This window comes from Cellulomonas fulva, assembly GCF_018531375.1.
GTDB classification, from domain to species: Bacteria; Actinomycetota; Actinomycetes; order Actinomycetales; family Cellulomonadaceae; genus Cellulomonas; species Cellulomonas fulva.
In genome coordinates, this window is sequence record NZ_JAHBOH010000001.1 from 2903089 (window position 1) to 2926382 (window position 23294).

18 protein-coding genes are annotated in these 23294 nt (G+C 71.7%); 2 read left to right on the forward strand and 16 right to left on the reverse strand.

The genetic code is table 11. The features are described 5' to 3' along the window. Positions 1-36: 36 nt before the first annotated feature. Both aroB and KIN34_RS12960 read right to left on the reverse strand, forming a co-directional pair. Positions 37-1182, reverse strand: a complete 1146-nt coding sequence (aroB, locus tag KIN34_RS12955; protein ID WP_214351240.1) for a 3-dehydroquinate synthase — start codon at positions 1180-1182, stop codon at positions 37-39. Continuing rightward, positions 1179-1754 carry a shikimate kinase gene (locus KIN34_RS12960; protein WP_214351244.1) on the reverse strand — a complete coding sequence of 192 codons (576 nt, stop codon included), beginning with the start codon at positions 1752-1754 and terminating at the stop codon, positions 1179-1181. Before KIN34_RS12960 ends, aroB begins: the two co-directional genes overlap by 4 nt. Positions 1755-1874: 120 nt before the next feature. On the opposite strand from KIN34_RS12960, the gene KIN34_RS12965 reads away from it, so the two are divergent. Together KIN34_RS12965 and KIN34_RS12970 are read left to right on the forward strand one after the other, a co-directional pair. Beyond that, complete coding sequence (locus KIN34_RS12965) at positions 1875-2315, forward strand: type II toxin-antitoxin system PemK/MazF family toxin (protein WP_307858230.1); 441 nt, start codon at positions 1875-1877, stop codon at positions 2313-2315. Between the two features lie 161 nt (positions 2316-2476). After that, positions 2477-6421, forward strand: a complete 3945-nt coding sequence (locus KIN34_RS12970) for a fibronectin type III domain-containing protein (protein WP_214351247.1) — start codon at positions 2477-2479, stop codon at positions 6419-6421. 64 nt (positions 6422-6485) lie between these two features. Here KIN34_RS12970 and aroC read toward each other — a convergent pair whose 3' ends face one another. The 14 genes from aroC to KIN34_RS13040 form a co-directional block, all read right to left on the reverse strand. Further along, positions 6486-7673 carry a chorismate synthase gene (gene aroC / locus KIN34_RS12975; protein WP_214351250.1) on the reverse strand — a complete coding sequence of 396 codons (1188 nt, stop codon included), beginning with the start codon at positions 7671-7673 and terminating at the stop codon, positions 6486-6488. 89 nt (positions 7674-7762) lie between these two features. Next, positions 7763-8551, reverse strand: a complete 789-nt coding sequence (locus KIN34_RS12980) for a hypothetical protein (RefSeq protein WP_214351254.1) — start codon at positions 8549-8551, stop codon at positions 7763-7765. Positions 8552-8553: 2 nt separating this feature from the next. Next, positions 8554-9315: a PilN domain-containing protein gene (locus KIN34_RS12985; RefSeq protein WP_214351257.1), complete on the reverse strand. Its 762-nt coding sequence runs from the start codon at positions 9313-9315 to the stop codon at positions 8554-8556. Continuing rightward, the gene (gene pilM / locus KIN34_RS12990; RefSeq protein WP_214351260.1) at positions 9312-10376 is read right to left on the reverse strand and encodes a type IV pilus assembly protein PilM; all 1065 of its coding nucleotides are present in this window, start codon (positions 10374-10376) and stop codon (positions 9312-9314) included. The genes KIN34_RS12985 and pilM overlap by 4 nt, the downstream gene beginning before the upstream one ends. A gap of 129 nt (positions 10377-10505) precedes the next feature. After that, positions 10506-11291 carry a prepilin peptidase gene (locus KIN34_RS12995; protein WP_214351263.1) on the reverse strand — a complete coding sequence of 262 codons (786 nt, stop codon included), beginning with the start codon at positions 11289-11291 and terminating at the stop codon, positions 10506-10508. Positions 11292-11295: 4 nt separating this feature from the next. Next, the gene (locus KIN34_RS13000; RefSeq protein WP_214351266.1) at positions 11296-12876 is read right to left on the reverse strand and encodes a hypothetical protein; all 1581 of its coding nucleotides are present in this window, start codon (positions 12874-12876) and stop codon (positions 11296-11298) included. 14 nt (positions 12877-12890) lie between these two features. Then, on the reverse strand, positions 12891-13568 hold the full coding sequence (locus KIN34_RS13005) for a PulJ/GspJ family protein (protein WP_214351269.1): 678 nt from the start codon (positions 13566-13568) through the stop codon (positions 12891-12893). A gap of 4 nt (positions 13569-13572) precedes the next feature. Then, positions 13573-15348 carry a prepilin-type N-terminal cleavage/methylation domain-containing protein gene (locus tag KIN34_RS13010; protein ID WP_214351272.1) on the reverse strand — a complete coding sequence of 592 codons (1776 nt, stop codon included), beginning with the start codon at positions 15346-15348 and terminating at the stop codon, positions 13573-13575. 165 nt (positions 15349-15513) lie between these two features. Continuing rightward, positions 15514-17403, reverse strand: coding sequence for a hypothetical protein (locus tag KIN34_RS13015; protein WP_214351275.1), 1890 nt, complete (start codon positions 17401-17403; stop codon positions 15514-15516). Positions 17404-17483: 80 nt separating this feature from the next. Beyond that, a complete protein-coding gene (locus tag KIN34_RS13020; RefSeq protein ID WP_214351278.1) occupies positions 17484-18233 on the reverse strand; it encodes a PilW family protein in 750 nt (249 codons plus the stop codon). Then, a complete protein-coding gene (locus KIN34_RS13025) occupies positions 18230-19327 on the reverse strand; it encodes a type IV pilus modification PilV family protein (RefSeq protein WP_214351281.1) in 1098 nt (365 codons plus the stop codon). Before KIN34_RS13025 ends, KIN34_RS13020 begins: the two co-directional genes overlap by 4 nt. A gap of 199 nt (positions 19328-19526) precedes the next feature. Continuing rightward, complete coding sequence (locus KIN34_RS13030) at positions 19527-19973, reverse strand: type II secretion system protein (protein ID WP_214351284.1); 447 nt, start codon at positions 19971-19973, stop codon at positions 19527-19529. Positions 19974-20209: 236 nt separating this feature from the next. Further along, positions 20210-21433 (reverse strand): type II secretion system F family protein, encoded by a 1224-nt coding sequence (locus tag KIN34_RS13035; protein ID WP_214351287.1) that lies wholly within the window; start codon positions 21431-21433, stop codon positions 20210-20212. Then, positions 21433-23190, reverse strand: coding sequence for a PilT/PilU family type 4a pilus ATPase (locus tag KIN34_RS13040; protein ID WP_307858231.1), 1758 nt, complete (start codon positions 23188-23190; stop codon positions 21433-21435). Before KIN34_RS13040 ends, KIN34_RS13035 begins: the two co-directional genes overlap by 1 nt. Between the last annotated feature and the right edge of the window lie 104 nt (positions 23191-23294).

The window sequence follows — 23294 nt, forward strand, 5'->3', positions numbered from 1 at the left end:
CGTGAGCGCCGTCTCGTCGTACCCGGGACGGCGCGGCTACAGCGCGACGGCCGACGAGGCCGTGGCGCCCTCCGCGACCTCGGCATAGGCCGCGACGAGCAGCGTCGGGTCCGGGCCCTCGAGCCGCGCCGTGCGGCCGACGTCCTCGAGCACCACGAAGCGCAGCACGTCGCCGCGGGTCTTCTTGTCCCGGCGCATCGCGGTCAGCAGCCGCTCCCATCGGTCGCCCCGGTACGTCGTCGGCAGGCCCAGGGAGGTGAGGATCGAGCGGTGCCGCGCGACGACCTCGTCGGACAGGCGTCCCGCCAGGCGCGCGAGCTCGGCCGCGAAGACCATGCCGACGGACACCGCGGCGCCGTGCCGCCACTGGTAGCGCTCGACGTGCTCGATCGCGTGACCGAAGGTGTGGCCGTAGTTGAGGATCTCGCGCAGGCCGGCCTCCTTGAGGTCCTCCCCCACGACCTTCGCCTTGACGACCACCGCACGCTCGACGAGCTCGAGCAGCACGTCGGAGCGCGCGGCCGCCGCCGGGTCCTTGAGCAGGTCGACGTTCGCCTCGACCAGCTCGAGGATCCGCGGGTCCGCGATGAAGCCGGCCTTGACGATCTCCGCGAGGCCGGCGACGAAGTCGAACGGCGCCATGGACTCGAGCGAGGCCAGGTCGCACAGCACGCCCGCCGGCGGGTGGAACGCGCCGACGAGGTTCTTGCCCTCGGCCGTGTTGATGCCGGTCTTGCCGCCCACGGCCGCGTCGACCATCGCGAGCACGGTCGTCGGGACCTGGACCACCTGGATGCCGCGCAGCCAGGTCGCCGCGACGAACCCGCCCAGGTCCGTGGTCGCGCCGCCGCCGACCGCGACGACCGCGTCCGTGCGCGTGAAGTCCGCCTGGCCCAGCACGCCCCAGCAGAACGCGGCGACCTGCGCCGTCTTGGCCTCCTCGGCGTCCGGCACCTCGGCGCCGAACGCGTCGTAGCCCGCCGCGCGCAGGTCCTCGAGGATCGTGTCCGCGGTGGTCGCCAGGGCCGCGGGGTGCACGACGAGCACGCGGCGCACGTTGGTGCCGAGGAGACCGGGCAGCTCGCCCAGCAGGTGCCGGCCGATCACCACGTCGTACGGGCGCTCCCCGCTGACGGTCACCCTGCGGGACTCGTTCGGCTGCTGGTCCAGGTGATCGGTCATGACTGCTCCTCCCGGCCCGTGGCGCGCGCCCGGCGCACCTCCGCGAGCTCGTTCTCGATCGACTCCGCCACGTCGGCCGGCCGCAGCCCGTCCGTGAGCACCCGGACCGTCGCGACCGCCTCGTAGACCGGGCGTCGCGCCTCCATGAGGGCCTGCCACTGCGCGCGCGGGTTGCCCAGCAGCAGCGGCCGCGACTGGTTCAGACCCACCCGCGGCGCCGCGTGCGCGAGCGTGACGTCCAGGAACACGACGGCACCGCCGCCCTCCGCGTAGCGCGCCAGCACCGCCTGCGTGCCCTCGTCGAGCACCGCACCGCCGCCGAGCGCCAGCACGCCGTCGTGCTCGTCGACCGCCCGCGCGACCGCTGCCCGCTCGAGCGCGCGGAACGCCGGCTCGCCGTCGTCGACGAAGATCTCGCTGATCGGCTTGCCCGCCGTGGCCTCGACGTCGCTGTCGGTGTCCCGCAGCCGCAGCTGCCAGCGCTCTGCGAGAGCCGCACCCACCGTGGACTTGCCCGAGCCGGGCGGTCCGACGAGCACGATCCGGGGGCCGGGGATGTCGGAGAAGGGCACGCGGGGAGCGTAGTCCAGCGCGCGCGGGCACGACGGCACGGTTCAGGCGCGGTGCACGGGGCCGTCGTGCACCTGCCCCGACGCTCCCGCCCCGACGCTCCCGCCCACTACGCTCCCGCCGTGGAGCAGCTCACGTCGTTCGTGCCCGTCCCCGCGCTCGTCGTCGCGGCCGGCGTCCTGACCCTCGTGCTGGTCGCGGCGCGGCTCCTCGGTGGCCCGCGCCCTCGCCGGGGCGAGATCTGGTTCGCGATGGTGCCGTTCAAGGACGGCCGCGCGGCGAAGGACCGGCCCGTGCTCGTCCTCGGGCGGGACGGACGCAAGGTCGTCGTGGCGCGGTTCACGTCGCAGGACCGCGACCGCCGGCGCGACCACGTCCGCGTCCCCGACGGCATCCCGGGGCTGAGCAGGACCAGCTGGATCGAGCTGCGCCCGCGGTCGCTGCGTCGTCGCGCCTTCCGGCGCCGCGCCGGTGACCCCGGCGCCGGGCTCGTCCGGTGGTTCGACGACCAGGTGGCCGCGTCCTCCCGGACGTCACCCCGGCAGGACCGGGCTGGCCGCTGACCCGTTCTGCCCGCGGGACCGCGCGAGGCTCGCAGTCCTCGCCGTCGCGAACCGACGGGCAGACGAGTGAATCGCGGACTGACCGGGGCAATCGGCTCACCCCAGGACCGACTCGTGCCGATATGGCGTCGATCCGTGTGACGACCATGCCTGGAGGCATCGTGATCCTGCGCAGAACGGCCGCTGCCCTGGTGACAGCAGCACTCGTCGTGGTGGGGGGCTCGGCTGCCGTCATCGCCCCGGCCACGGCGGCGACCACCGTCCTGCTGGCTGCACCCGTGAACCTCGCGACGCGCGTGGTGAACGACGACACGCAGTACACGTGGGACGGGGTGGACGGCGCGACCGGCTACACGATCGAGGTGGCCACCGACGACCAGTTCGCGACGTCCAACATCGTCGCGACGCGGACGACGACGGCCCGCACGTGGATCCCCGAGCGCATGCTGGGCTCGACCGACGGACGCACCCTCTACTGGCGCGTCGCCGCGCACTCGTCGGGCACCACCGCCGCCTCCCGCGGTGACTTCTCCGAGCCCGCGCTCGTCGACGTCGAGGCGGCTCGCACCCCGACGCTGCTGTCCCCCTCGCCGGGCGCGGTGGTCGACTACCCCGCACCGGTGTCGTTCCGCTGGTCGCCGGTCGAGGGAGCGGTCTCCTACACGCTCACCTACTCCTCCAGCCCGGACTGGGCAGCTGGGGTGACCACGACCGTCGCGGGGGTCACCGGGACGGCCCACACCCCGACGGCGCCCCTCGCGCGGACGTCCGCCGCGGCACCCGTGCAGTGGTACTGGAAGGTCCAGGCGGTCTTCGCCAACCCCTCGAGCGCGACGTCCACCACCTACCCCGTGACCGGGCCCGCGCAGGCCGAGGCCGGGACGTTCTCGGTCCGCTGGACGGCGGCCGCGTCGGCCCCGAGCCTGCTGGCGCCCGTGGGTACGGACATGGTCCAGAGCGACCTGAAGTTCACCTGGACCACCGTGCCCGGCGCGGCGACCTACAAGATCGAGATCGGGCAGTCCGTCGACAACGCGACGGGCGCGGTCACGACGCTGATCGACACGGGCCAGACCACGAGCACGAGCTACGTGCCGCTGAAGCAGCTCGTCGACGGCAACTACTTCTGGCAGGTCACCGCCTACGACCCCGCGGGGAAGCCCGGCCAGCGGTCCACGGCGGCCGAGTTCCGCAAGGCGTGGGGCGCGCAGAGCGCGTCGACCACGTCGGCCAGCGGCTTCGCGAAGACCTATCCCTTCCCCACGTTCGGCAGCACCGACATCGCTCAGGCGACCGCCGTGCCGCTGGACCGGATCATGCTCACGTGGGACCCGGTGGCCCGCGCCACCCTCTACGAGGTGGTCGCGACGCCGATCAACGAGCGTGCCGGTGACCCGGACGCTCCTGCCGACACGCGCAAGGCGCTGACGTGCCGGACGGCGTCCACCTCGGCGACCGTCGTGGCGCGCGTCGACGAGGGCGCGAACACGGGCTCGATGCTCGAGGGCGACCAGGTGTGCCTGTGGAACGGCTCGAGGAACCAGCGCATGGACGCGGGCGGTCTCTACGAGTGGAAGGTCCGCGCGATCGACTACTCCGGCAGCGCGACCACGGCGATCCAGGCGACGACGCCTGCCGGTTCGCAGGAGTCGCAGTGGTCGGACGTGGACGACGGCGACCTCAGCCGCAAGCGCTACTTCCGGGTCCTGCCGACGAGCGAGCCGACCACGACGACGACGGTCGTGAACGAGGCGAGCTGGACGACGCAGAGCACGAGCGCCGTCGGCAAGCCCGCCCCCGTCATGGAGTGGGCACCCGTCCTCGGCGCGAACGCGTACGAGGTCGCGGTGTACTCCGACCAGGACTGCACGGCGCACGTGAGCACGCAGTACACGATGCAGACCCGCCTCCTCGTGAACGGCGTGTTCGACGACGAGACGTCGGGCGCGTACTGCTGGCGGGTGCGCGGCATCAGCATGAACGAGGCGTTCACGCAGATCACGCTCGTCGTCGGGTCCGTCTTCAGCGAGAAGCACTTCTGGCAGAAGAGCAGCACGCCGGTCGACTTCGTGGGGGTCGACCGCGTGACGACGGCACCGGACGGCTCGATCGTGTTCGCGTGGCGGCCGCAGGCCCTGTCCGCGCCGGCCGACGGCGGCAGCCGCGGGTACGCGGTGACGATCCTCGACTCCTCCCTTAACTCCAAGGGCACGGTCAAGGTCGAGTACCCGTGGTACGTCGCCAAGACGCCGGACGCGCAGCAGAAGCCGCTCGCGCCGGGCACCTACTACTTCAAGGTCGCCGCGCTCGACGCGCTGGGCAACGCCGGCAACTACACCGAGAACGTCGGCTTCGAGGTCGCCGGTCCCCGGCCGACCCACCTGGACCAGACCGTCGACGGCACGACCGCGACGCTCACGTGGACGGGGACGACAGCTGCCGCGAAGTACGGCGTCAAGGTCCGTCCGGTCGGGGCGGCGTGGCCGACCACCACCACGCAGGTGACCCAGGCGGCCGCCACCGTCCGCGACCTCGACGACGGCGCCTACGAGTGGCTGGTCTTCTCCTACGACGACAGCGGGTACACCTCGCTCGAGGCGACGACCGGCGCGTTCTCGGTCGCGGCGCCCGTCCCCGCGCTCACGACGCCCACCGGCACGGTGCTGACCAGCGACGACCGCGTCCTCGACTGGGAGCCGGTGCCGGGCGCGTCCCGCTACCTGGTCCAGTACAGCGCTGCGGCGGGGTCCCTCGACTCGGCCGCCGCGGCCGAGACGATGGCGACGTCGTACGCGATCCCGACGACCCTCGCCTACGGCACGACCTACTACTGGCAGGTCACCGCGGTGCCCGAGAAGGCTTCGACGAGCTCCACGCGCGTCAAGCTCGGCCGGTCGTCGGTCTCGGCGTTCAGCGTGGTCAACCCGCCGGCGACCGTGTCCCTCTCGAAGGTCACCGCGACGGGCACGGAGGTGACCGCGACGTGGACCACGCCGACGGGCGCCGCTCGGGGCTCGGCGGACGCGCCCGCCTACCGGCTCGCGTACCGGGCGTCCAACGGCACGGGGGCGACGAGCGAGTGGACCGTCCTCGAGATCGAGTCGGGGGCCGTGTCGCGGACGCTGACAGGTCTCGACGTGAGCACGACCTACGAGTTCCAGCTGCAGGCGTACAACGCGGAGGGCAGCAGCGCCTGGTCGACCTCGAAGTCCGTGAGCACGCCGGGGGCACCCACGGCCGCGGTCACGGCGCTGACGGCGTCGCCCACCGTCGACTCGCTGAAGGTCAGCTGGCGCGCGCCGAGCTCGTCGGCCACGGGCGGCTCGCCGATCACGGGGTACGCCGTCGCGTACCGGAAGGGTGCGGGCGCCTGGGTCGAGGTCCCGGCGAACCGCACCAGCACCGCGACCACGGCGACGCTCACGGGCCTCACGAGCAAGTCGAGCTACACGGTGAGCGTGGCACCGCTCAACGCCGTCGGCGAGGGTCCGGCCGCGACGCTCAGCGCGGTCACGCTCGGGCTCCCCTCGGCCCCGAAGAGCGTCAAGGTGGTCCGTGGCGACCGGTCCGCCGCGGTCACGTGGACGGCGCCTTCCGCCAACGGGGGCTCGGCGATCACGGGCTACACGGTCGAGCGCCGGGTCCAGGACCCGAAGACGAAGGCATGGAGCGGCTGGTCGGCTGCCGCGTCGACGTCCGCTTCGACGCTGACGACGAACCTTGGCGGCCTGACGAACGGGGTGGCCTACCAGGTGCGGGTCGCCGCGCGCTCCCAGGTCGGCACGGGCGCCTTCACCGCTCCCGTGACCTTCAAGCCCGCGGGCCGCCCGTCGGCGCCGACGGCAGTCAAGGCCACGGCGACCGCGGGCAAGATCACGCTCCGCTGGACCAAGTCCGTCGCCAACGGGTCGACCATCGCGTCCTACCAGGTCAAGTACTCGCTCAACGGCAGCACGTGGTACACGATGCCCAAGGTCGCGGCGACGTCGACGAGCACCGTGCTCAAGCCAACCAAGAGGGGCAAGACGTACTCGTTCAAGGTCACGGCCCTCAGCAACGTCGGCGCCTCGCCGGCCTCGACGGTCGTCAAGGTCGTCGCGAAGTAGGCACCGCCACCCGACGCACGAGAGGCCGGTCCCGTCGGGGACCGGCCTCTCGTGCGTCTCCGTGCTACCGCAGCAGCTCGGGCACGGCGTCCAGGTAGGCCTCGAGGTTGCGCCGGACCTCCGCGACGGAGTCTCCGCCGGTCTTCTCGAGCAGCGCGTCGGCCAGGACCAGGGCCACCATCGCCTCGGCGACGACTGCGGCGGGGGGCACGGCGCACACGTCGGACCGCTGGTGCTGCGCCTTGGCGGCGTCTCCGGTGCTGGTGTCGATCGTCGCGAGCGCACGCGGCACGGTGGAGATCGGCTTCATCGCCGCGCGCACGCGGAGGATCTCGCCGTTCGTCATCCCGCCCTCGAGACCGCCGGCGCGGTTGGACCGCCGCCGCACGCGGCCGTCGACCCGGTCGATCTCGTCGTGCGCCTGCGAACCACGGCGGGCGGCCGTACGGAACCCGTCGCCCACCTCGACGCCCTTGATCGCCTGCACGCCCATCAGAGCAGCGGCCAGGCGGGCGTCCAGCCGACGGTCGGCGTGCACGTACGAGCCGAGCCCGGACGGCACGCCGTAGGCCAGGACCTCCACGACCCCGCCGAGGGTGTCGCCGTCCTTGTGGCACTCGTCGATCTCCGCGACCATCGCCGCGGAGGCGTCGGCGTCGAAGCACCGCACGGGGTCGGCGTCCAGCGCCGCGACGTCGTCGGGCGACGGCAGCTCCGCGTCGTCGGGGACGGCGACCGGTCCGATCGAGACGACGTGCGACACCAGCCGGATCCCGGCCGCCTGCTCGAGGAGCCGCGCCGCGACCGTGCCGAGCGCGACCCGCGTCGCGGTCTCGCGCGCCGAGGCGCGCTCGAGGACGGGTCGGGCGTCGTCGAACCCGTACTTGCGCATCCCGACGAGGTCGGCGTGCCCCGGCCGCGGCCGGGTCAGCGGCGCGTTGCGGGCTCGCTGCAGCACGGATGCGTCCGCCACGGGGTCGGAGGCCATGACCTCGACCCACTTGGGCCACTCGGTGTTCGCGACCTCGATCGCGACCGGCCCGCCCTGCGTCAGGCCGTGGCGCACGCCGCCCAGCAGGCGCACCTCGTCCTGCTCGAACTTCATCCGCGCACCGCGGCCGTAGCCGAGCCTCCGACGAGCGAGCGCCTCCTGGACGTCGGTCGTCGTGACCGCCACGCCGGCGGGCATCCCTTCGAGGACCCCGACCAGCGCCGGACCGTGCGACTCACCCGCCGTCAACCACCGCAGCATGCCGCGATCCTCCCATGACACGGTGGGCGCCCTCGGTGCGAGTCCACACCGCGGGCGCCCACCGTCGTCGTGGCGTCGTCGTCGACCCGTCAGGCCCCCGTGACCGGGAGCAGGGGGTTCTTGCCGTCGTTCGACGGAAGCCGGCCCGGCTCGTCCGTGGGCTCGTCGTCACCCCGGTCGACGTCGTTCGGGAGCGTGTAGATGTAGCCGGTGATGGCCAGCTCCTGGTCGCCCTCCTCGGTGGCGGGCTTGCCGCTGGAGCCGTCGCTCGCCTTCTGCGAGGTGCCCGTCAGACCGGACACCAGGAACACCCGCGGGTTCCTCTTGTGGACGTCGTCGAGGAAGGCCATCGTGTCCTCGTACGTGCCGATGACCGTGACGGAGACCGGGATCGCCGTCAGTCCGAGCGGCACCTTCGGGCCCTCGTCCTCGTCCTCCTCCGCCGCGCTGCCGGACTCGTCCTCCGACTCGCTCTCGGACTCGTCCTCCGCCGACGGCTCGGGCTCCGGCTCTGCGACCTCCGCGAGCAGGAACTCCTCGGGCGTGCCGGCGGTGACCGCGGTGATCGTCACGTCGCGGCGGACGGCGATGGCGTCGAGGCCGTCGAGGTAGCTCTCGAGATCGGCCGTGCTCGGGATCTGCTTCTCGCGCTCCGCGAGCTCCGCCTTGTAGTCCTCGAGCTTGCCGAAGTCCGACTTCAGCTTGGTGAGCTTGAGGCCGAGGACCTGGTTGAAGGACTCCGCCGCCTCGGTCTCCGCGCGCGTCTCCGAGGCCTTGGACAGGTTCGGCGACACGAGGAGGAACCACGCGGCGACCGCGAGCAGGACCGCGACGAACGCCGTCCCGCCGATCCAGGTGCGCTTCTTGCTGGCGCCCATGCTCAGTCCTCCGTGCTCTCGTCGTCGGCCGACTCGTCCGCGGCCGCTGCGTCGGCGTCCTCCGGCTCGTAGTCGTGGGTGAGCGCCTGCTCGGAGACCTGGACGGTCGACGAGAACGCGTAGTAGTCGCCGTTCTCCTCGTCCCCGGTCACCGCAGCGGAGGCGAGCCACGCGTCCTGGAAGCCCGGCACGGAGTTGAGCGCCTTGAGCCACTCCGCCGTGTCGGGGACGGTCACCGACCGGCCCGTGAAGGCGATCTGGCCCAGGCTCGGGCCCTGGAGCGGGTCCGTCGGCTCCGGCGCGCCCGACATGGGCGTCGCGTAGGCCACGGTGAAGTTGTCGATGCTCGCGCCCTCCGGCAGGACCGCCGCGATCGCGTCGATGTACTCCGACCAGTTCACGTCGGTCGCCATCGCCATGGGGAGCGCCTTCTCGTTCGCCTCGAGCGCGCCGAGCACCAGCGGCACCTCGGCGTACTTGGGATCGGCGAGCTGCCCCTGGATCCGGGTGGTCTCCGCCTGGGCGGTCTCGAGATCCGACTCGGCGGTGCTCACCTCGAACAGCGAGAAGACCCAGGCGAGCGCGCACAGCGCGACGGTGCCGAGCAGGACGAGGGCGAGCAGACGCTTGGTCCGCCGCAGGCCGCGCGCAGCGCGCACCTCGGGCGGGAGCAGGTTCACCTGCGGCAGGCTCGTGCCGACGATCGACGGTCCCGCGCCCTTGGTCTTGGTCTTGGTGCGGGGACGCTCCAGCAGCGCGCTCATGCGGCAACTCCGTAAGCAAGTCCGACGGGGAGGGCCACGCACGACTCGCGGCCCGTGAGCTGGTCACGCCGAGCGGACTTGCCCGTCCGGAGGCCCGCGAGCGGGTCTCCGAGCGTGACGGGGAGTCGGCTCGCGCTCGACAGGTACTGCCCCAGCCCCGGCAGGTGCGACCCGCCACCGGTCAGGACGACGACGTCGACGCCCGCGCCGGGGTTGTTGCCCGTGTAGTAGACGAACGTGTTGCGGACGGACTCGACCAGCCCGCGCACGACGTGGGAGATCGCCTCCGCCGCGTCCTGACGGTCGGCCGGCACCGCGTAGCCGATGCCGATCTCCCGCTTCAGCGCCTCGGCCTCGGGGCCGGAGATGCTGCGCGCGGTGGCGAGGGCGTTGGTGACGTGCTGCCCGCCCGAGGGCAGCGACCGGACCAGGCGGGGCACGCCGCGCGACGCGATCACGACGGTCGTGATGGTCGCGCCGATGTCGACGAACGCGGCGGTCGCGTTCGCGAGGTCGCCGCGGGCGAGAGCCCGCAGGAGCGCGAACGCGTTCAGGTCGACCATCTGGGGGTGCAGGCCCGCGGCCTCGACGGCCAGCACGTTCGCCGTGACCGTGTCGCGCTGCGCCGCGACGAGCAGTCCACGCGCCTGCCGACCCTGCGAGGTGTCCAGCTCGGCCGTCGGGTAGAAGTCGAGCAGGGCGTCGTCCGTCGCCATCGGCAGCATCTCGCCGACCTGGTACGGGAGCGACTCCTTGATCTGGGCGAGCGGCATCCAGGGCAGGTCGAGCTCACGGACGAGCACGCGCTGGTTCCCGACGCCCAGGACGACGTCCTTCGACTCGAACTTCGCCTGGGACCACAGCTGACGCAGGGCGGTCGCGACGCTCTCGGGCTGGATGACCTCGCCGTCCCGGACCGACCCGAGCGGGACGGGGACCTCGCCGTAGCGCACCAGGGTCGGGGGGTTCTTGCCGTTGGGTCCTCCGGCACCGAACTCGAGCTCGGCCGCGCGAACCGCGGACGAGCCGATGTCGAGGCCGATGACACGTGTGTTGGCCACGGGTGTCCCTTCGTGCGGAGCCGGACGTTCGGATTCACCTGTCGTATCGGGAGCGATCCATCCCGACTTGAGGGGAACCGACGAAGCCGTCGCTCCTGGCCCGGGCGGCGCGATCGGCCGCCCCGCAGGTCACAGGCCGCCGAGGTACCAGGACCAGAGCTGCTCGCCCGCGACGATCCCGAACAGGGCGCCGAGCAGCATCCAGGGCCCGAAGGGGATGCCCTGCTTGCGGCCCGCACGACCGGCGACCATGAGGCCGATCGCGTAGACGCCGCCGAAGAGGAAGGCGCCGAACCAGCCCAGCACCAGCGACCCCCAGCCGAACCAGCCGAGGTAGAGACCGAGGACGCCCGCCAGCTTCACGTCACCGAAGCCCATCCCGGCGGGGTACACCAGGACCGTCAGGAAGTAGACGGCGTACATCGCCGCTCCCCCGATCACCGCGCGCACCAGCGCACCCCAGTCGGCGGCACCGCCCGGGTCGGCGCTCGCCAGGGCGAGCAGCACCAGCGCCACGGGGTAGGACGGGAGCACGATCGCGTTGGGCAGCTTGTGGGTGTCGATGTCGATGAGCGTCAGGGCGACCGCCACCGCCACCAGGTACAGCAGCGCCGGCAGCACCCAGGACGGTCCGGCCCACCAGGCGGTCAGGCCGAACAGCACGCCCGTGACGAGCTCGACCGCGGGGTACCGCGGCGAGATCGGCTCGCCGCAGTCCCGGCACCGCCCGCGGAGCACGAGCCAGGACAGCACGGGCACGTTGTCCCGGCCCCGGATCAGGTGACCGCAGCGGGGGCAGGCCGACGGCGGCCGCACCACGGACTCGCCGCGCGGGACGCGCCAGACCACGACGTTGAGGAACGAGCCGATCGCCAGGCCGAGGAGACCGACGAGGACGACGAGTGCTGCGGTCATGCGCTCAGGGGGTTCCGATCTCGCGCTTGTAGACCACGTCCACGCGGTAGCCCGCCGTCGTCGTGTCCGCCGACGGCAGGTCGACCCCCGGGATCCCGATCGGCACGTAGTTGACGGTCAGCGCGTTGCGCAGGTTGACGGTGCCACCGTAGAGCTGTCCCGACAGGTTCGTGCTGTTGTTGGTGTCGATCGTGCACGGCGTGTACAGGAAGAGCGTGATCGGCGAGACCGCGAGGCTGCCGGAGTCGCCCTTGATGTTGCCGATGCCGCCCGAGCACTCCGCGACCCCGTTCGCGTTGGCGTCCGGCACGATGATCCACAGCTTGTGCTCGTTGCCGTCCTTCGACGTCACCGAGAAGTTGCCGGTGGAGTAGAAGTCCTTCGCGAAGATCACGAGGTCGGCCCGGAGCTGCAGGTTCACGCCGTTCTGGAAGGTCGTCTGGTTGCAGAAGCGCGTGTCGAACAACGTGGGCACCGCCGGGCCGAGCAGCGGCCCGTTGAGGTCGTAGCTCGCCCCGGCCACCGTGCACTGGAGCTGGGTCCCGCCCGTCGTCGCCCGGGAGGCGGCCCACGACGGCGCGCTGTTCGCGGCCGCGTTGGTGCGCACCCACTGCTGGTAGGCCGCCGCGCGGTCGCCCGACGTGACGAACCCCGTCCAGTCCTGCGGCCGGTACAGCACCTCGGGAAGCCCCTTCGGGACGTAGACCGGGATCTGCGAGGTCGCCAGGCCCGTCCGCCTCACGCCACCGACCTGGATCGAGCTGGGACCACCCCAGGTCGTCAACGACCCGGTCAGCATGATGTCCTTGCCGATCTTCACGCCCGAGTTCATCGCGGCGTTCGCGGTCGCGTACAGCGAGCCGCCGATGCTCGCGAGCCCGGCGCTCTGCGCCTGCGAGATCTCGACGTAGTTCTTGCTCCACAGGTCCCCGGTCACCCGGCAGGCGCCGGACATCCGCACGCCGCCGTTCGCCACGATCAGGCTGCCGTCGATCTTGACACCCGAGTTGCAGTTGACGTCACCCGAGTCGACCCACACGTCGGCCTTCTCGTCCGGCAGCGTCGTCGTCACGGTGAACGCGTTCGTGGTCATGATGCTGTTGGCGGCGAAGATGGCCGAGCCACGACCGGAGACGACGCTGGGGGTCAGGACGATCTTGGACTGCATCGTCCGCGAGCGGCCGCTCTCGTCCTCGGCGGTGGAGGTCACGACGGCGGTCACCGGCGCACCGGTCACGGTGCCCGAGGCGCACGTGAGCTTGTTGCCGTCCTTGTCGTAGTAGGCGATCGTCGCGCTCGCGTCGATCTGCGAGGGCGCCGCGCCGGCGTCCACGGTGCCGCTCGCCGGGTACCGGCAGGGCGTCGTCGTCTCCAGCTGGAGGTACACGTCGTCGATCAGCCCCTCGGCCGCGTGCACCTCGCTCGAGCGCGCGCGGTCCACGCCGGAGGCGCGCGACGCCGCGATGACGTTCGCCACGACGACCGCCGCGAGCATCGCGCCGATGAGCGCGACCGCGACGGCGGCGACGAGCACGCTCCCGCGCTCGTCTCCCGCTGCGGCCAGCCGGCCTCGAATCGCTCGCATGAGAATCCTCCTGGTCAGGGCGCCGGGACGGGGCTGCACGTGTCAGCCGGGTAGCCGTAGATCGTGTTGCGCCCCGTGAGCGTCGACGTCACCGTCGCGGGCCGGGAGCCCTCGCTCTGCTCGGGGTCCTTGACGCGCAGCGTCACGCGGATCGTCTGCGCGTTGGACGAGCTCTCGGCCTGGTTCGGCTCGACGAAGAACGGCGGCCAGGTCGAGGGGTCGTCCTCGTCGAAGGCCGCGCTCGGCCGGACGACGTCGTGCGCGACCACGCGCCACGCCTCCACACCGCCCGTCGCCTGCCAGCTGGGCTTCCACGACCGGTACTCGAGCTGGCCGAAGTCGCTGCCCGACGGGAAGACGACCCGCCACTGCACGCACTGGAAGACGCCGTCCGTCTGCGTGTAGACCCGCAGCGAGTAGTACCGGTCCGCGCCCGACTCGCTCGACGACTCCTGCTCGGGGTCCGAGATCACGTTGCCGGACCGCACCTGCCGGTCGATCTGCATGAGGCCGATCCGCGCCTGGTCCGCCGCCTCGGTCCGCGCGAGGTTGTCCTTCGTCTGCCGGGACATCTGCAGCATGATCCCGAACACGATCGCCAGCAGCCCCGTGAAGATCGACATCACGACGATGAGCTCCACGAGCGTGAACCCGCGCTCCTCGGACGCCTGCGCGGCCCGGATCCGCCGCATCGCCTCACGCACTGGGCGCCGCCTTGTAGCCGGCCGCCGCGCGCGCGCCGCCGAGCGTCGTCGCGACCACGAACGAGTGCACGCCGCTCGGGCCCTCCATGCGGTAGCGCACCGAGATCGTGACCAGCCCGGTCTCCGACGAGAGCGAGCACCCCTCCCCCGCGCAGCCTGCGTCGGCCGCCGTGACGAGGGTCGAGGCGGGCGTCACCAGGACGCTGCCCGACGCGGTCACGGTGTAGCCGCCCCCGGTCCAGCTCACCGAGCCGGTGATCTTGGACGACGACGTGCCTGTGCCGAGCGTGAGCGTCGAGTACGACGAGCCGTTCCAGTACCGGATCGAGCCCGTCCGGGTCGTGACCGGCGTCGCTGCCGGCTGCGACGCACCTCGCTCCACCCGGGTGCTGTCGGTGTAGTTGTTCACGACGATGAGGCCGCTGCTGGCGGCGCCACCCGTCCAGGAGCCACCGCCCAGGGTCACCGTGCCGAGCGACCGTGAGACACCCGCGGCCACGCACCCGGCCCCGGTCAGGCTCGTGCACCCGGTCGCCGTGGTCCCCGCTGTCTTCGTGAAGCGACCCCCGAAGGTCGTCGTGCTCGCGGAGCTCCCGACCGTCGCCACCGCGAAGGTCCCGCTGCGGACGGACGCGGTCACGCTCGTCGGGGCGTTGGTCCGCGCGGTCGTCGACGCGCAGGGCTCGCCGTTGGCGATCCCGGTGGCGCACGACGTGACGGTCGAGGCCCGCACCGTCGCCTGGTCGCCACCGCCCGGCTGCAGGAGCATCGTGAGGTCGCCCTGCCCGAGGCTGAGCGACGATGCCACGCCGGTCGACGTCACGGGCGCCGGGTCCGCGGGAGCGGCACCGACGGAGCCCAGGTCGTTGGAGGCCTCGAGCGACGAGCTCGAGGCGCCGGTCGACTCGGCCGCCGCGGGGTCCGACGCGGCCGTGAGCGTGCCGCCGGAGTGCAGCACCGTCGCCTCCGCCGTCGACGACTGCTGCGCCGCGATGCCGACGCCCGTCTGGGCGACGCGCAGGGACGCGACGGTCGCGCTCGTGCCGGGCAGGATGGGGGTGGTCGCGTCGACGACGGGGTCACCGGCGGCGCCGCCGGCGGCGGCCGTCACCGTGATCTCCGGTCCCGTCCCGCCGGCACTCGCGGAGAAGAGCGCCTGGCACGCGCCGAGGAACGGCTGGTTGTCGGGGTCGCCGCAGCCGCCCTGGGGCGCGTACGCCGCGGAGCGCAGGACGACGAACCGGTCCTCGGAGCTCTGGTTCGCGCGCCAGGTGGTGATGACCGTGAGGGAGAGGACGGCGGTGCCGTCGGCGGGCCGCGAGACGTACGACCGCGACGTGAACACGATCCCGGGCGCTTCCGGGTTCCGCGTCCGGGTGAGGTTGCTCCCGCCGGCGCCGGAGAGCGGAGCCATGGTCGTCGCCTGGTCGGAGCTCGTCACCAGGGCCTCGTCGATCCCGTCGTCGCCCACCGCGGGCCGCAGGCGCGTGCCGTCGACGTTCGGGTCGCCGCCGGCCGCGCCGACGAACCCGGTGCGCAGACCCTTGTTGAGGGTGTTCCAGGGCAGCGCGCGCAGCTGCTCCATCACCTGGTTGGTCACGGCCGTGCCGAGCGTCCGCTGGCGGGTCTGCGCGGTCGAGACCAGCGCCGACGTCTGCACCGCGGCTAGGCCGAGCAGGACGCCGCCGATGATCATCATGGCGACGAGCAGCTCCATCAAGGTGAAGCCGGACTCGTCGCCCGTGCGAGGACGATCGTCGATCCGCACCAAGCCTCCCAACCCGATGAACGCGCTCCCACGGCCGGTCCGGCGTGGTCCGTCGACCATCTCATCGGCGCGCGGCGGCCCCACCCTGAGGGCGCGGCGCGCGTCGCTTGCGCCCGTCTCGGCTCGCGAGACGGGCGAAAGCGACGGCGGGGTCCGAATCCGACGTCAGGAGCGGATCCCGTTGGGTGTGTTCACCTCACCGGAGTAGCGCAGCGTGTACTTCGCGTTCGCCCACTTCGGGAAGTACGGCGGCGTGGCGAACTGCAGCCGGTTGTCGTAGCGGTACAGCTTGGTGTAGCCGTTGCTCCCCTGCCCGACGATGCCGCGCCAGCGCTGGGCGATGGAGCCGTTCACCAGCAGCGTGCCGGCACTGCCCCCGACGCTGTACTTCTGCACGTAGAAGGAGTGCAGCAGGGTCTGGATCGAGCCGGCGATCTGGATGCCGTCCGAGGGCACGTTGACGCTGGAGCCCGGCTCCTTGTAGCGGCGCGGCCAGCCGCTCACCTCGCCGACGCTCTCGAGCTGGTCCTTCCACTCGAACGTCGAGGTGCTCCGGGTCCGGCAGGTGCCGTCGGCGTAGTAGCGCGTGCAGACGCCCTGCGTCCGCATCGTGCCCTGCCGCGGGTGGAACACCTCGACCGAGTTCGTGGCGACGAGCCCGAGCAGGTCGGTGCCGGTGACCGTGCCGCCTGCGAGCACCAGGTCGCCGGTGACGACGATCGACTGCGCCGACGCGAGCGTGACCCGCCCGTTGAGGACGCCCTCGGCGTAGAGGTTGCCCTGCCCGCACTGCTTCGTGAGCTCGAGCATGTTCTCGTCGGCCGTGTACGTCGAGCTGGACGTCGGGTGCGTGGCGAGCGTGGCGCTGAACGTCCCGACGGGGAGCGTCTGACCCGACGGTCCGCCGAGCTCGCCTCCGTAGCACTGCCGGTTGGCCGTGCCCGAGTGGTCCACGTAGATCACCATGTCGGTCGGTACCGCGACCGTCGCCCCGGAGGTGCTGTTGAGCGCCGCGAGCGTGCCGCAGCTCGGCGCGGAGCCGCCCGGTACCCCGTCCGCGACGGGCGCGCGTCCCCCGTTGACGCTCGTCTTGTTCCAGACCGTCATGGTCCCGTTGGCCTTGAACACGACGCGCGTGGACCCGAAGTAGTGGCAGCCCGGCGTGGTCGCGAAGATGCCCGAGTTGTCGGGCAGGTAGAGGGGGTCGTGGTACTTCGGCTGGATGCCGCTGAAGTCGGCGACGCTCCCGGACCGCAGGCAGCGCGACTCCCAGGTGCTCGACGCGGCCGTCGCCGTCGCGCACCGGGGGTCGGCGGTCCACACCTGCTTCTGGAACTCGGGCTTTCTCCCGCTGCCCATGCTCCCGTAGATCGTGTCGTTGGTGAAGACCTCGCCGTCCAGGACGTCGCCGCCGATGAAGGTGATCTCGGTGCAGCCCGCGCCGGAGCGGCTCGGGGACGAGTGCCAGTAGGAGGCGCTGCGGCTGCCGTCCCGCCCGCAGGCGACCCTGGTCGTACCGCCGTCGCCGTACGCCTGGACGTTGTTGGGGTCCGCCGACTCGAAGTCGGTGTAGTAGACGTAGTCGGTCGACCCGCCCTTCCCGACCGTCGTGTCGATCGTGCGGAACACGCCGTTCGCCCGCCCCGTGACGACGAGCCGGTAGGTCCCCTGCGTGCGCCGCGAGCTGTCCACCTCGTAGTGGAAGTGCGGCGCGCGCTCCTTGGTCTCCCCCGGCTCGACCGGGAGCCACCCGGCGGACGTCGAGGTGTTCCACCCGCACGAGTTGCTGCCCGCCGCCATCGGGCCGCGCCACGCCAGGTTGGTGCAGTCCGGCGTGTACCCGTACGCGTCCATCTGGTTGATCCTGCTGATGAAGTCGTCGACGCCCGACTGCGCGGCCGCCATCGCCGCGCTGTAGTCCTGGTCGTAGCGGGCGAACCGCTGGCTGCTCACGGTGTACGCCAGCCCCGTCATCGCGAGCGCGCCGAGGATGAGCATGGTGCCCACGACGACCACGAGGATCGAGCCCGTCTCGTCGTCCGCGGGTCGGCGCATGCCGCAGATCCGGCGCGGCGCCTGCTCGGGACGACGGGGCTGCTCCGGCCGCTGCGCGGCAGGCCTCGGGCCGACCGGTCTCATTCGTCCTCCCCTGGGCGGAGCACAGCCTGCGAGTTCGGCAGCAGGATGCGCTGGATGTAGGTCGTCGCCCCGGTCGAGCGGGCGTCGTCGGCGCGGACCCGCAGGGTCAGCTCGATCGAGAGCACCTGGTCGATCTGCGCCGACGTGAGGCTGCCCCCCGCGCCGGTGGACATGAGGTCGCCCTCGTTGTCGTAGTACGCGAAGAGCGGCGCGGGACCGTCGGTCCGTACCCCCTCCACGAGGGTCGCGGTGGTCATGCGCGACCGGCACGCGGCGCTCGCCCCGGCGGCCAGCGCGTCGCAGTAGGTGTAGCCGTTCGTGCCCGGCGTCGACGAGTCGGGCCGCTGGACCCGCTCGACGAGGCGTGCCGTGCCGGGTCCGGTCGGCTGGACGACGTACGTCACCTGACGCGGGCCGACGACGTTGCCCGCGTTGTCGAGGTTCGCGTAGAACTTCATCGACGTGGACGACGCGCTCACGAAGGCGTCGATGTCCGAGCAGGTCGCGGTGACGCAGCTGATCAGCTGGCTGGGCTTGACGACCGTGCGGACCACCTTGGTCAGTCGCTCGGACGCCGTCCGCGCGACGTCGACCTGGTCCTGCCGGGCTACGCTCTCCGCGTTGACCCGCTGGTACCCGATGGCGAGCGTGGTCACCGCGGCCATGAGGATCGTGAAGATCGTCATGCCGATGAGCAGCTCGGCCAGCGAGGTGCCGCGCTCGTCCCGGTGGAGGCGTCCGATCATGGCGTCGGCACCACCACGTCGATCGTCGGCAGCCCGGGGCCGCCCGGCGACACCGTCGCGTAGCCCCCCGCCGGAGCCGTCGTGCCGAAGAACGCGCCGTACTGCGTGGGCCAGAGGCCGTCCAGCCGGACGATCGCGTCGTCGGCCACGAGCAGCCGGGCGCCGGAGGCGCCCGCGTACTCGGCGGCGACGAGGGTGTACGGCTGCCCGTCGACGACGCTGTCCGCGACCAGGTCGCCCGCGGCGTCGACGAACCGGAGGCGCAACGACATGGCCGCGTCGTACGCGAAGCTCGCGTTGTTGTTGAGCTTCCCGCGCTCGACGAGGCCGACGGGCTGCACCGGCTCGGGGTTGCCGGCCACGTCCACGTACCCGGCGTCGGACAGCCGGGCCGAGTACATCGTCCCCGAGGCCCCGGGGTTCACCTGGACGACCGCGCACCCGGAGGCATCGGTAATCCCGACCCGCGACTCGGTCGTCGAGAACACGACGACCGTCCGGCCCGGGTTGGGCAGCCCGCGCGACGTCGTCACCTTGACCGCCACGAACCCGGTGGTGCCGAGCACCTTGTCGTCCTTGCGCGGCGCGAGCGCCGCGACCGTGGTGACCGGGGCGACGGTGCCCATGCCGTCCCAGGTCACGCGGACCGCGACGCGGAGCGTCGGGTAGTTGACGAGCGATCCGCCCTCGCACGCGGAGTCGCCGTGCCCGGTGAGGTTCCACGCGCTCGTGCGGCGCACCGTGTACGCCGTGCCGTCCACGGTGAGCGGCTGGCCGGCGGCCTGCCCCGCGAGCGGGTGCGGGTTGGTGACCGTGCCCTCGTCGGCCACCTCGACCGGAGCGCCGGAGTCCCGGGAGAACTCCTCGCGCACGATGTCGAGCTCGCGCGCCGCGAGGTTGGCGGCGGCGATGCGGCTGCGGTTCGACTCGCTCATCGACTGGCTCTGCAGGACGATCCCGACGACGACCATCGAGAGGATGCCGAGCACGAGCATCGCGACCGTCAGCTCGATCATCGAGAAGCCGTCGTCGCCGGACGCGCGCCTCGGGCCCGCGTGCGCGAGGCCGCGGTTGCGCAGCCCACGAGCGTTCATGGTGAACCTTCCTCCGGGCCGCCTGCCCGGCGACCGCTGCCCCATCGAACCGCACGTGGGAACGCGTGGGAATAGGCAGAAAGGGTGATATCAAGGCCCCATCCGCAGCGATCCGGACATTGCACGGATATCGGACGTCGGAACGCCGAGAAAAGGACGGGAGCCGAAGCTCCCGCCCTTTCTCGGTGATCAGTTCAGATCAGCAGGTGCCCTCTTCGAGGCCGCCCTTGGCGGAGTACTTGAAGCCGTCGACGGCCTTGTCGCCCTTGTCGTTGACGACAGCGACGCACCAGTCGTCGGAGGTGCCGAGGTCGGTCGACCCGTCGAGCTCGACGTTGTTCGAGACCTTGCCCAGGTCACCGCTGCCCGATGCGACTCCAGCGCCGGACAGGACGTAGCGGCCGGTCGAGTCCTCGACCGTCAGCGTCGCGTCGTCGGCGTTGTCGACGTAGTACGTGGCGACCTCCTTGCCGATGGTCGACACGTCCGCCTTGGCCGCCGAGTCCTCGGCCTTCTTGCGCTGGTTGAGGAACACCGGGATCGCGATGGCCGCGAGGATGCCGATGATGATCATGACGACGAGGAGCTCGATCAGGGTGAAGCCCTGGTCCTTCTCCTCCATGGACTTGCGGATGCGAGCGATCATGCTGAGCTCCTGAAGTCGAAATGGTTGCTGACGATGTCCAACTCAGTCCGGTCCGAGGACCGGTTCAGTACGTGCATCTCCAACATCGTCCGCAGGGGCTGCCGACTTGAGCAGTCGCGCGCAGAACCGCGACATTCACCCGAACGGACCAGCACGGCAGAAACGCCGGCAAACAATGGCGAAAGGGGTGCCTCCGGCCTGCGCCGGTGACACCCCTCTCGCGGACAGCCGAGCTCTCACTCGATGAGGTTGAAGATCCCGAAGATCGGCATGTACATCGCGATGACCATCGAGCCGATGATCGCGCCGATGACGACGATCATGATGGGCTCGATGAGGCTCGTGAGCTGCTCGGTGGTCGACTCGACCTCGTCGTCGTAGAAGTCGGCGACCTTGCCGAGCATGGTGTCGAGCGCGCCGGTGTCCTCGCCGACCGCCATCATCTGCACGACCATGGGCGGGAAGACGGAGTGGTGCGCGAGCGGCCCCGCGAGCGACTCGCCGCGGCGCACCGACTCCTGCACGTCCTTGGCGGCCCACTCGATCACCATGTTGCCGCTCGTCTCGCCGACCACCTCGAGCGCCTGGAGCAACGGGACGCCGGAGTGGATCATCGTGCCGAAGTTGCGGGTGAAGCGCGCGACCGCGATCTTGCGGAACAGGTTGCCGAAGACGGGGAGCTTGAGCTTGATCGGGTCGATCTTCTCCCGCACCGCGCGGCTGTTCTTGTTGCGCCCCCACCAGACCGAGAACGCCACGAGCGCGATCACGAGCGGGATGATGGTGATCTTCATCCCCTGCGACAGGTACATGAGGATCTTGGTCGGCAGGGGGAGCTCGCCGCCGAGCGTCGTGAACATGCCGGCGAACACGGGCACGATGAACAGGAGCATGCCGATGGTCGCGAGGATCGCGACCACGAAGACCACGACGGGGTAGGTCATCGCGGACTTGATCTTGTTCCGCAGCTTGACCTCGGCCTCGAAGTTGTCGGCGACGGACACGAGGGCCTTGTCCAGGAAGCCGCCCACCTCGCCGGCCTTGACCATGTTGATCATGAGCGGCGGGAAGATGTGCTCGTGCTTCGCGAGGGCCACGGACAGCGCGGTGCCGACCTCGACGTCGTTGCGGACCTGGCCGATGATCCTCGCGAGCACCTTGCTCTCGGTCTGCTCGGCGAGGATCGACAGCGCGCGCAGGAGCGACAGGCCCGAGTCGATCATCGTGGCCATCTGGCGCGACATGACCGCGAGGTCCTTGAGCGAGACGCGCTCGCCACCGATGTTGATCTCGCGGTTCAGCCCGGAGGAGTTCACCTCGCTGATCGAGACCGCCGCGAGCCCCATGTCCCGCAGCCGGTTCGCGACCGCCGCCTGGTTGGGTGCCTCCACGCGGCCCTTGACGAGCTTGCCCGCCTTGTCGCGGACGGCGTACTCGAAGGTCTTGGCCTCGGTCGACATCACATCACCTGCCCGTGGTTCATGGGCGCCCCGGTCAGGACCGGGTCGGCCAGGTTCGTCGCGCCCTGCGTCGCACCGGAGAACCGACCGGTGAGCCGGTTGTAGTCCTCGGCGTGGTGGCACTTCTCGAGGCCGACCTCGTAGGAGATCTTGCCCTCCTTGACGAGCTCGGCGAGGTGCTGGTCCATGGTGTGCATGCCCTGCTTGGCGCCCGCCTGCATCGCCGAGTAGATCTGGTGGGTCTTGCCCTCGCGGATCAGGTTGCGGATGGCGGGCGTCGCGACCAGGACCTCGGTCGCCACCGCGCGGCCGGGCGAGTCCGCCCGCTTGCACAGCGTCTGGCACACCACGCCCTGGATCGCGCCCGCGAGCTGGGTGCGCACCTGCTCCTGCTGGTGCGACGGGAAGACGTCGATCACGCGGTCGATCGTCTGGGCGGCGTCCTGCGTGTGCAGGGTCGCGAAGACGAGGTGCCCCGTCTCCGCCGCGGTCAGCGCGACCGAGATCGTCTCCAGGTCACGCATCTCCCCGACCAGGATGATGTCCGGGTCCTGGCGCAGCACGTGCTTGAGCGCGTTGGCGAACGACAGCGTGTCGGCACCGACCTCGCGCTGGTTGACCAGCGACTTCTTGTGCCGGTGCAGGAACTCGATCGGGTCCTCGACCGTCATGATGTGGTCCTCGCGCGTGCGGTTCGCGAGGTCGACGATCGCCGCCAGCGTGGTCGACTTGCCCGAGCCGGTCGGCCCCGTCACGAGGACCAGGCCGCGCGGCAGCCCCGAGAAGTTCGCGACCACCGCGGGGACCCCGAGCTCCTCGAGCGGCTTGATCTCGTAGGGGATCACGCGGAACGCGGCGCCGACCGACTCGCGCTGCTGGTACAGGTTGACGCGGAACCGCGCGAGCCCACGGACCGCGTGCGAGAAGTCGAGCTCGAGGTTCGCCTCGAAGGTCTCCCGCTGCTTCTGGGTGAGGATCGCGTAGAGCGTGCGCCGCAGCGGCTCGGGGCTCATCGGCCCGAAGCCCTCGAGCGGCTTGAGCGAGCCGGAGACACGGATCATCGGCGGGGCGCCCGTCGTGAAGTGCACGTCCGACGCGCCCAGCTCGACCATGCGGGTCAGCACCTCGTCGATGTCGACGTCGCCGTCCTGCGCGTCCTGCGCCATGCCGATGCGTCCCGCGGCACGGTCGCGCCGCGTCGTGGACGGAGCGGGCGCCCCGGCAGGTCGCGCACCCTGGCCGCCGGCGGGCTGGCCCGGGACCGGCGGCATCACGGCGGTCTGCTGCGCCGGCTGGGGCGCGGGCTGGAACGTCCCGGGCGCCGGTGCGGGCGCAGCCGGAGCGGTGGACTGCGAGGGCACCGGCGTGAACACCGTGCCGCCGCCGGGGCCGCCCGGCGAGAAGGTCGCACCCGCGGCGGGGGTCCGCGCGGGAACGGATGCGGCAGCGGCGGGCGCAGCGGGTGCGGGCACGCCGGGAGCGGGTGCACCGCCGCCGGGCGTGAAGCTCGTCGCGCCGACGGGCACGTAGGTGGGGTGGGCGACGCTGCCGGCCGCCGGCGTCTGCGGCCCGCGGTACTGCTCCCGAGCAGCGGCCACCGACATCGGGGCCTCGGGGGCGTTGCTCGTCGACTGGGACGGGATGGGCGAGAACACCGGCTGGGGTGACGCACCCGAGACTCCCGCCTGCGGCCCCGCCGGCCGGTACGGCGGCAGCGGGCGCGTGGGCTCGCCCAGCGGCTGGTAGTGCTCGCTCACGTGGTTCTCCCTCCGGGGGTGGCTCGACGTGCGACGCGGTGCGTCTGCCGACCGGCCCTGCCCGATTCATCGGCGGTCGTCCCGCTCGACTTGAGCGGACGGTT

Bases quoted from the DNA above. Each gene is read 5' to 3' on its own strand.
- aroB (WP_214351240.1), bottom strand. From the start codon at position 1,182: ATGACCGATCACCTGGACCAGCAGCCGAACGAGTCCCGCAGGGTGACC.
- aroC (WP_214351250.1), bottom strand. From the start codon at position 7,673: ATGCTGCGGTGGTTGACGGCGGGTGAGTCGCACGGTCCGGCGCTGGTC.
- KIN34_RS12980 (WP_214351254.1), bottom strand. From the start codon at position 8,551: ATGGGCGCCAGCAAGAAGCGCACCTGGATCGGCGGGACGGCGTTCGTC.
- KIN34_RS12985 (WP_214351257.1), bottom strand. From the start codon at position 9,315: ATGAGCGCGCTGCTGGAGCGTCCCCGCACCAAGACCAAGACCAAGGGC.
- KIN34_RS12995 (WP_214351263.1), bottom strand. From the start codon at position 11,291: ATGACCGCAGCACTCGTCGTCCTCGTCGGTCTCCTCGGCCTGGCGATC.
- KIN34_RS13000 (WP_214351266.1), bottom strand. From the start codon at position 12,876: ATGCGAGCGATTCGAGGCCGGCTGGCCGCAGCGGGAGACGAGCGCGGG.
- KIN34_RS13005 (WP_214351269.1), bottom strand. From the start codon at position 13,568: ATGCGGCGGATCCGGGCCGCGCAGGCGTCCGAGGAGCGCGGGTTCACG.
- KIN34_RS13015 (WP_214351275.1), bottom strand. From the start codon at position 17,403: ATGCGCCGACCCGCGGACGACGAGACGGGCTCGATCCTCGTGGTCGTC.
- KIN34_RS13020 (WP_214351278.1), bottom strand. From the start codon at position 18,233: ATGATCGGACGCCTCCACCGGGACGAGCGCGGCACCTCGCTGGCCGAG.
- KIN34_RS13025 (WP_214351281.1), bottom strand. From the start codon at position 19,327: ATGAACGCTCGTGGGCTGCGCAACCGCGGCCTCGCGCACGCGGGCCCG.
- KIN34_RS13030 (WP_214351284.1), bottom strand. From the start codon at position 19,973: ATGATCGCTCGCATCCGCAAGTCCATGGAGGAGAAGGACCAGGGCTTC.
- KIN34_RS13035 (WP_214351287.1), bottom strand. From the start codon at position 21,433: ATGTCGACCGAGGCCAAGACCTTCGAGTACGCCGTCCGCGACAAGGCG.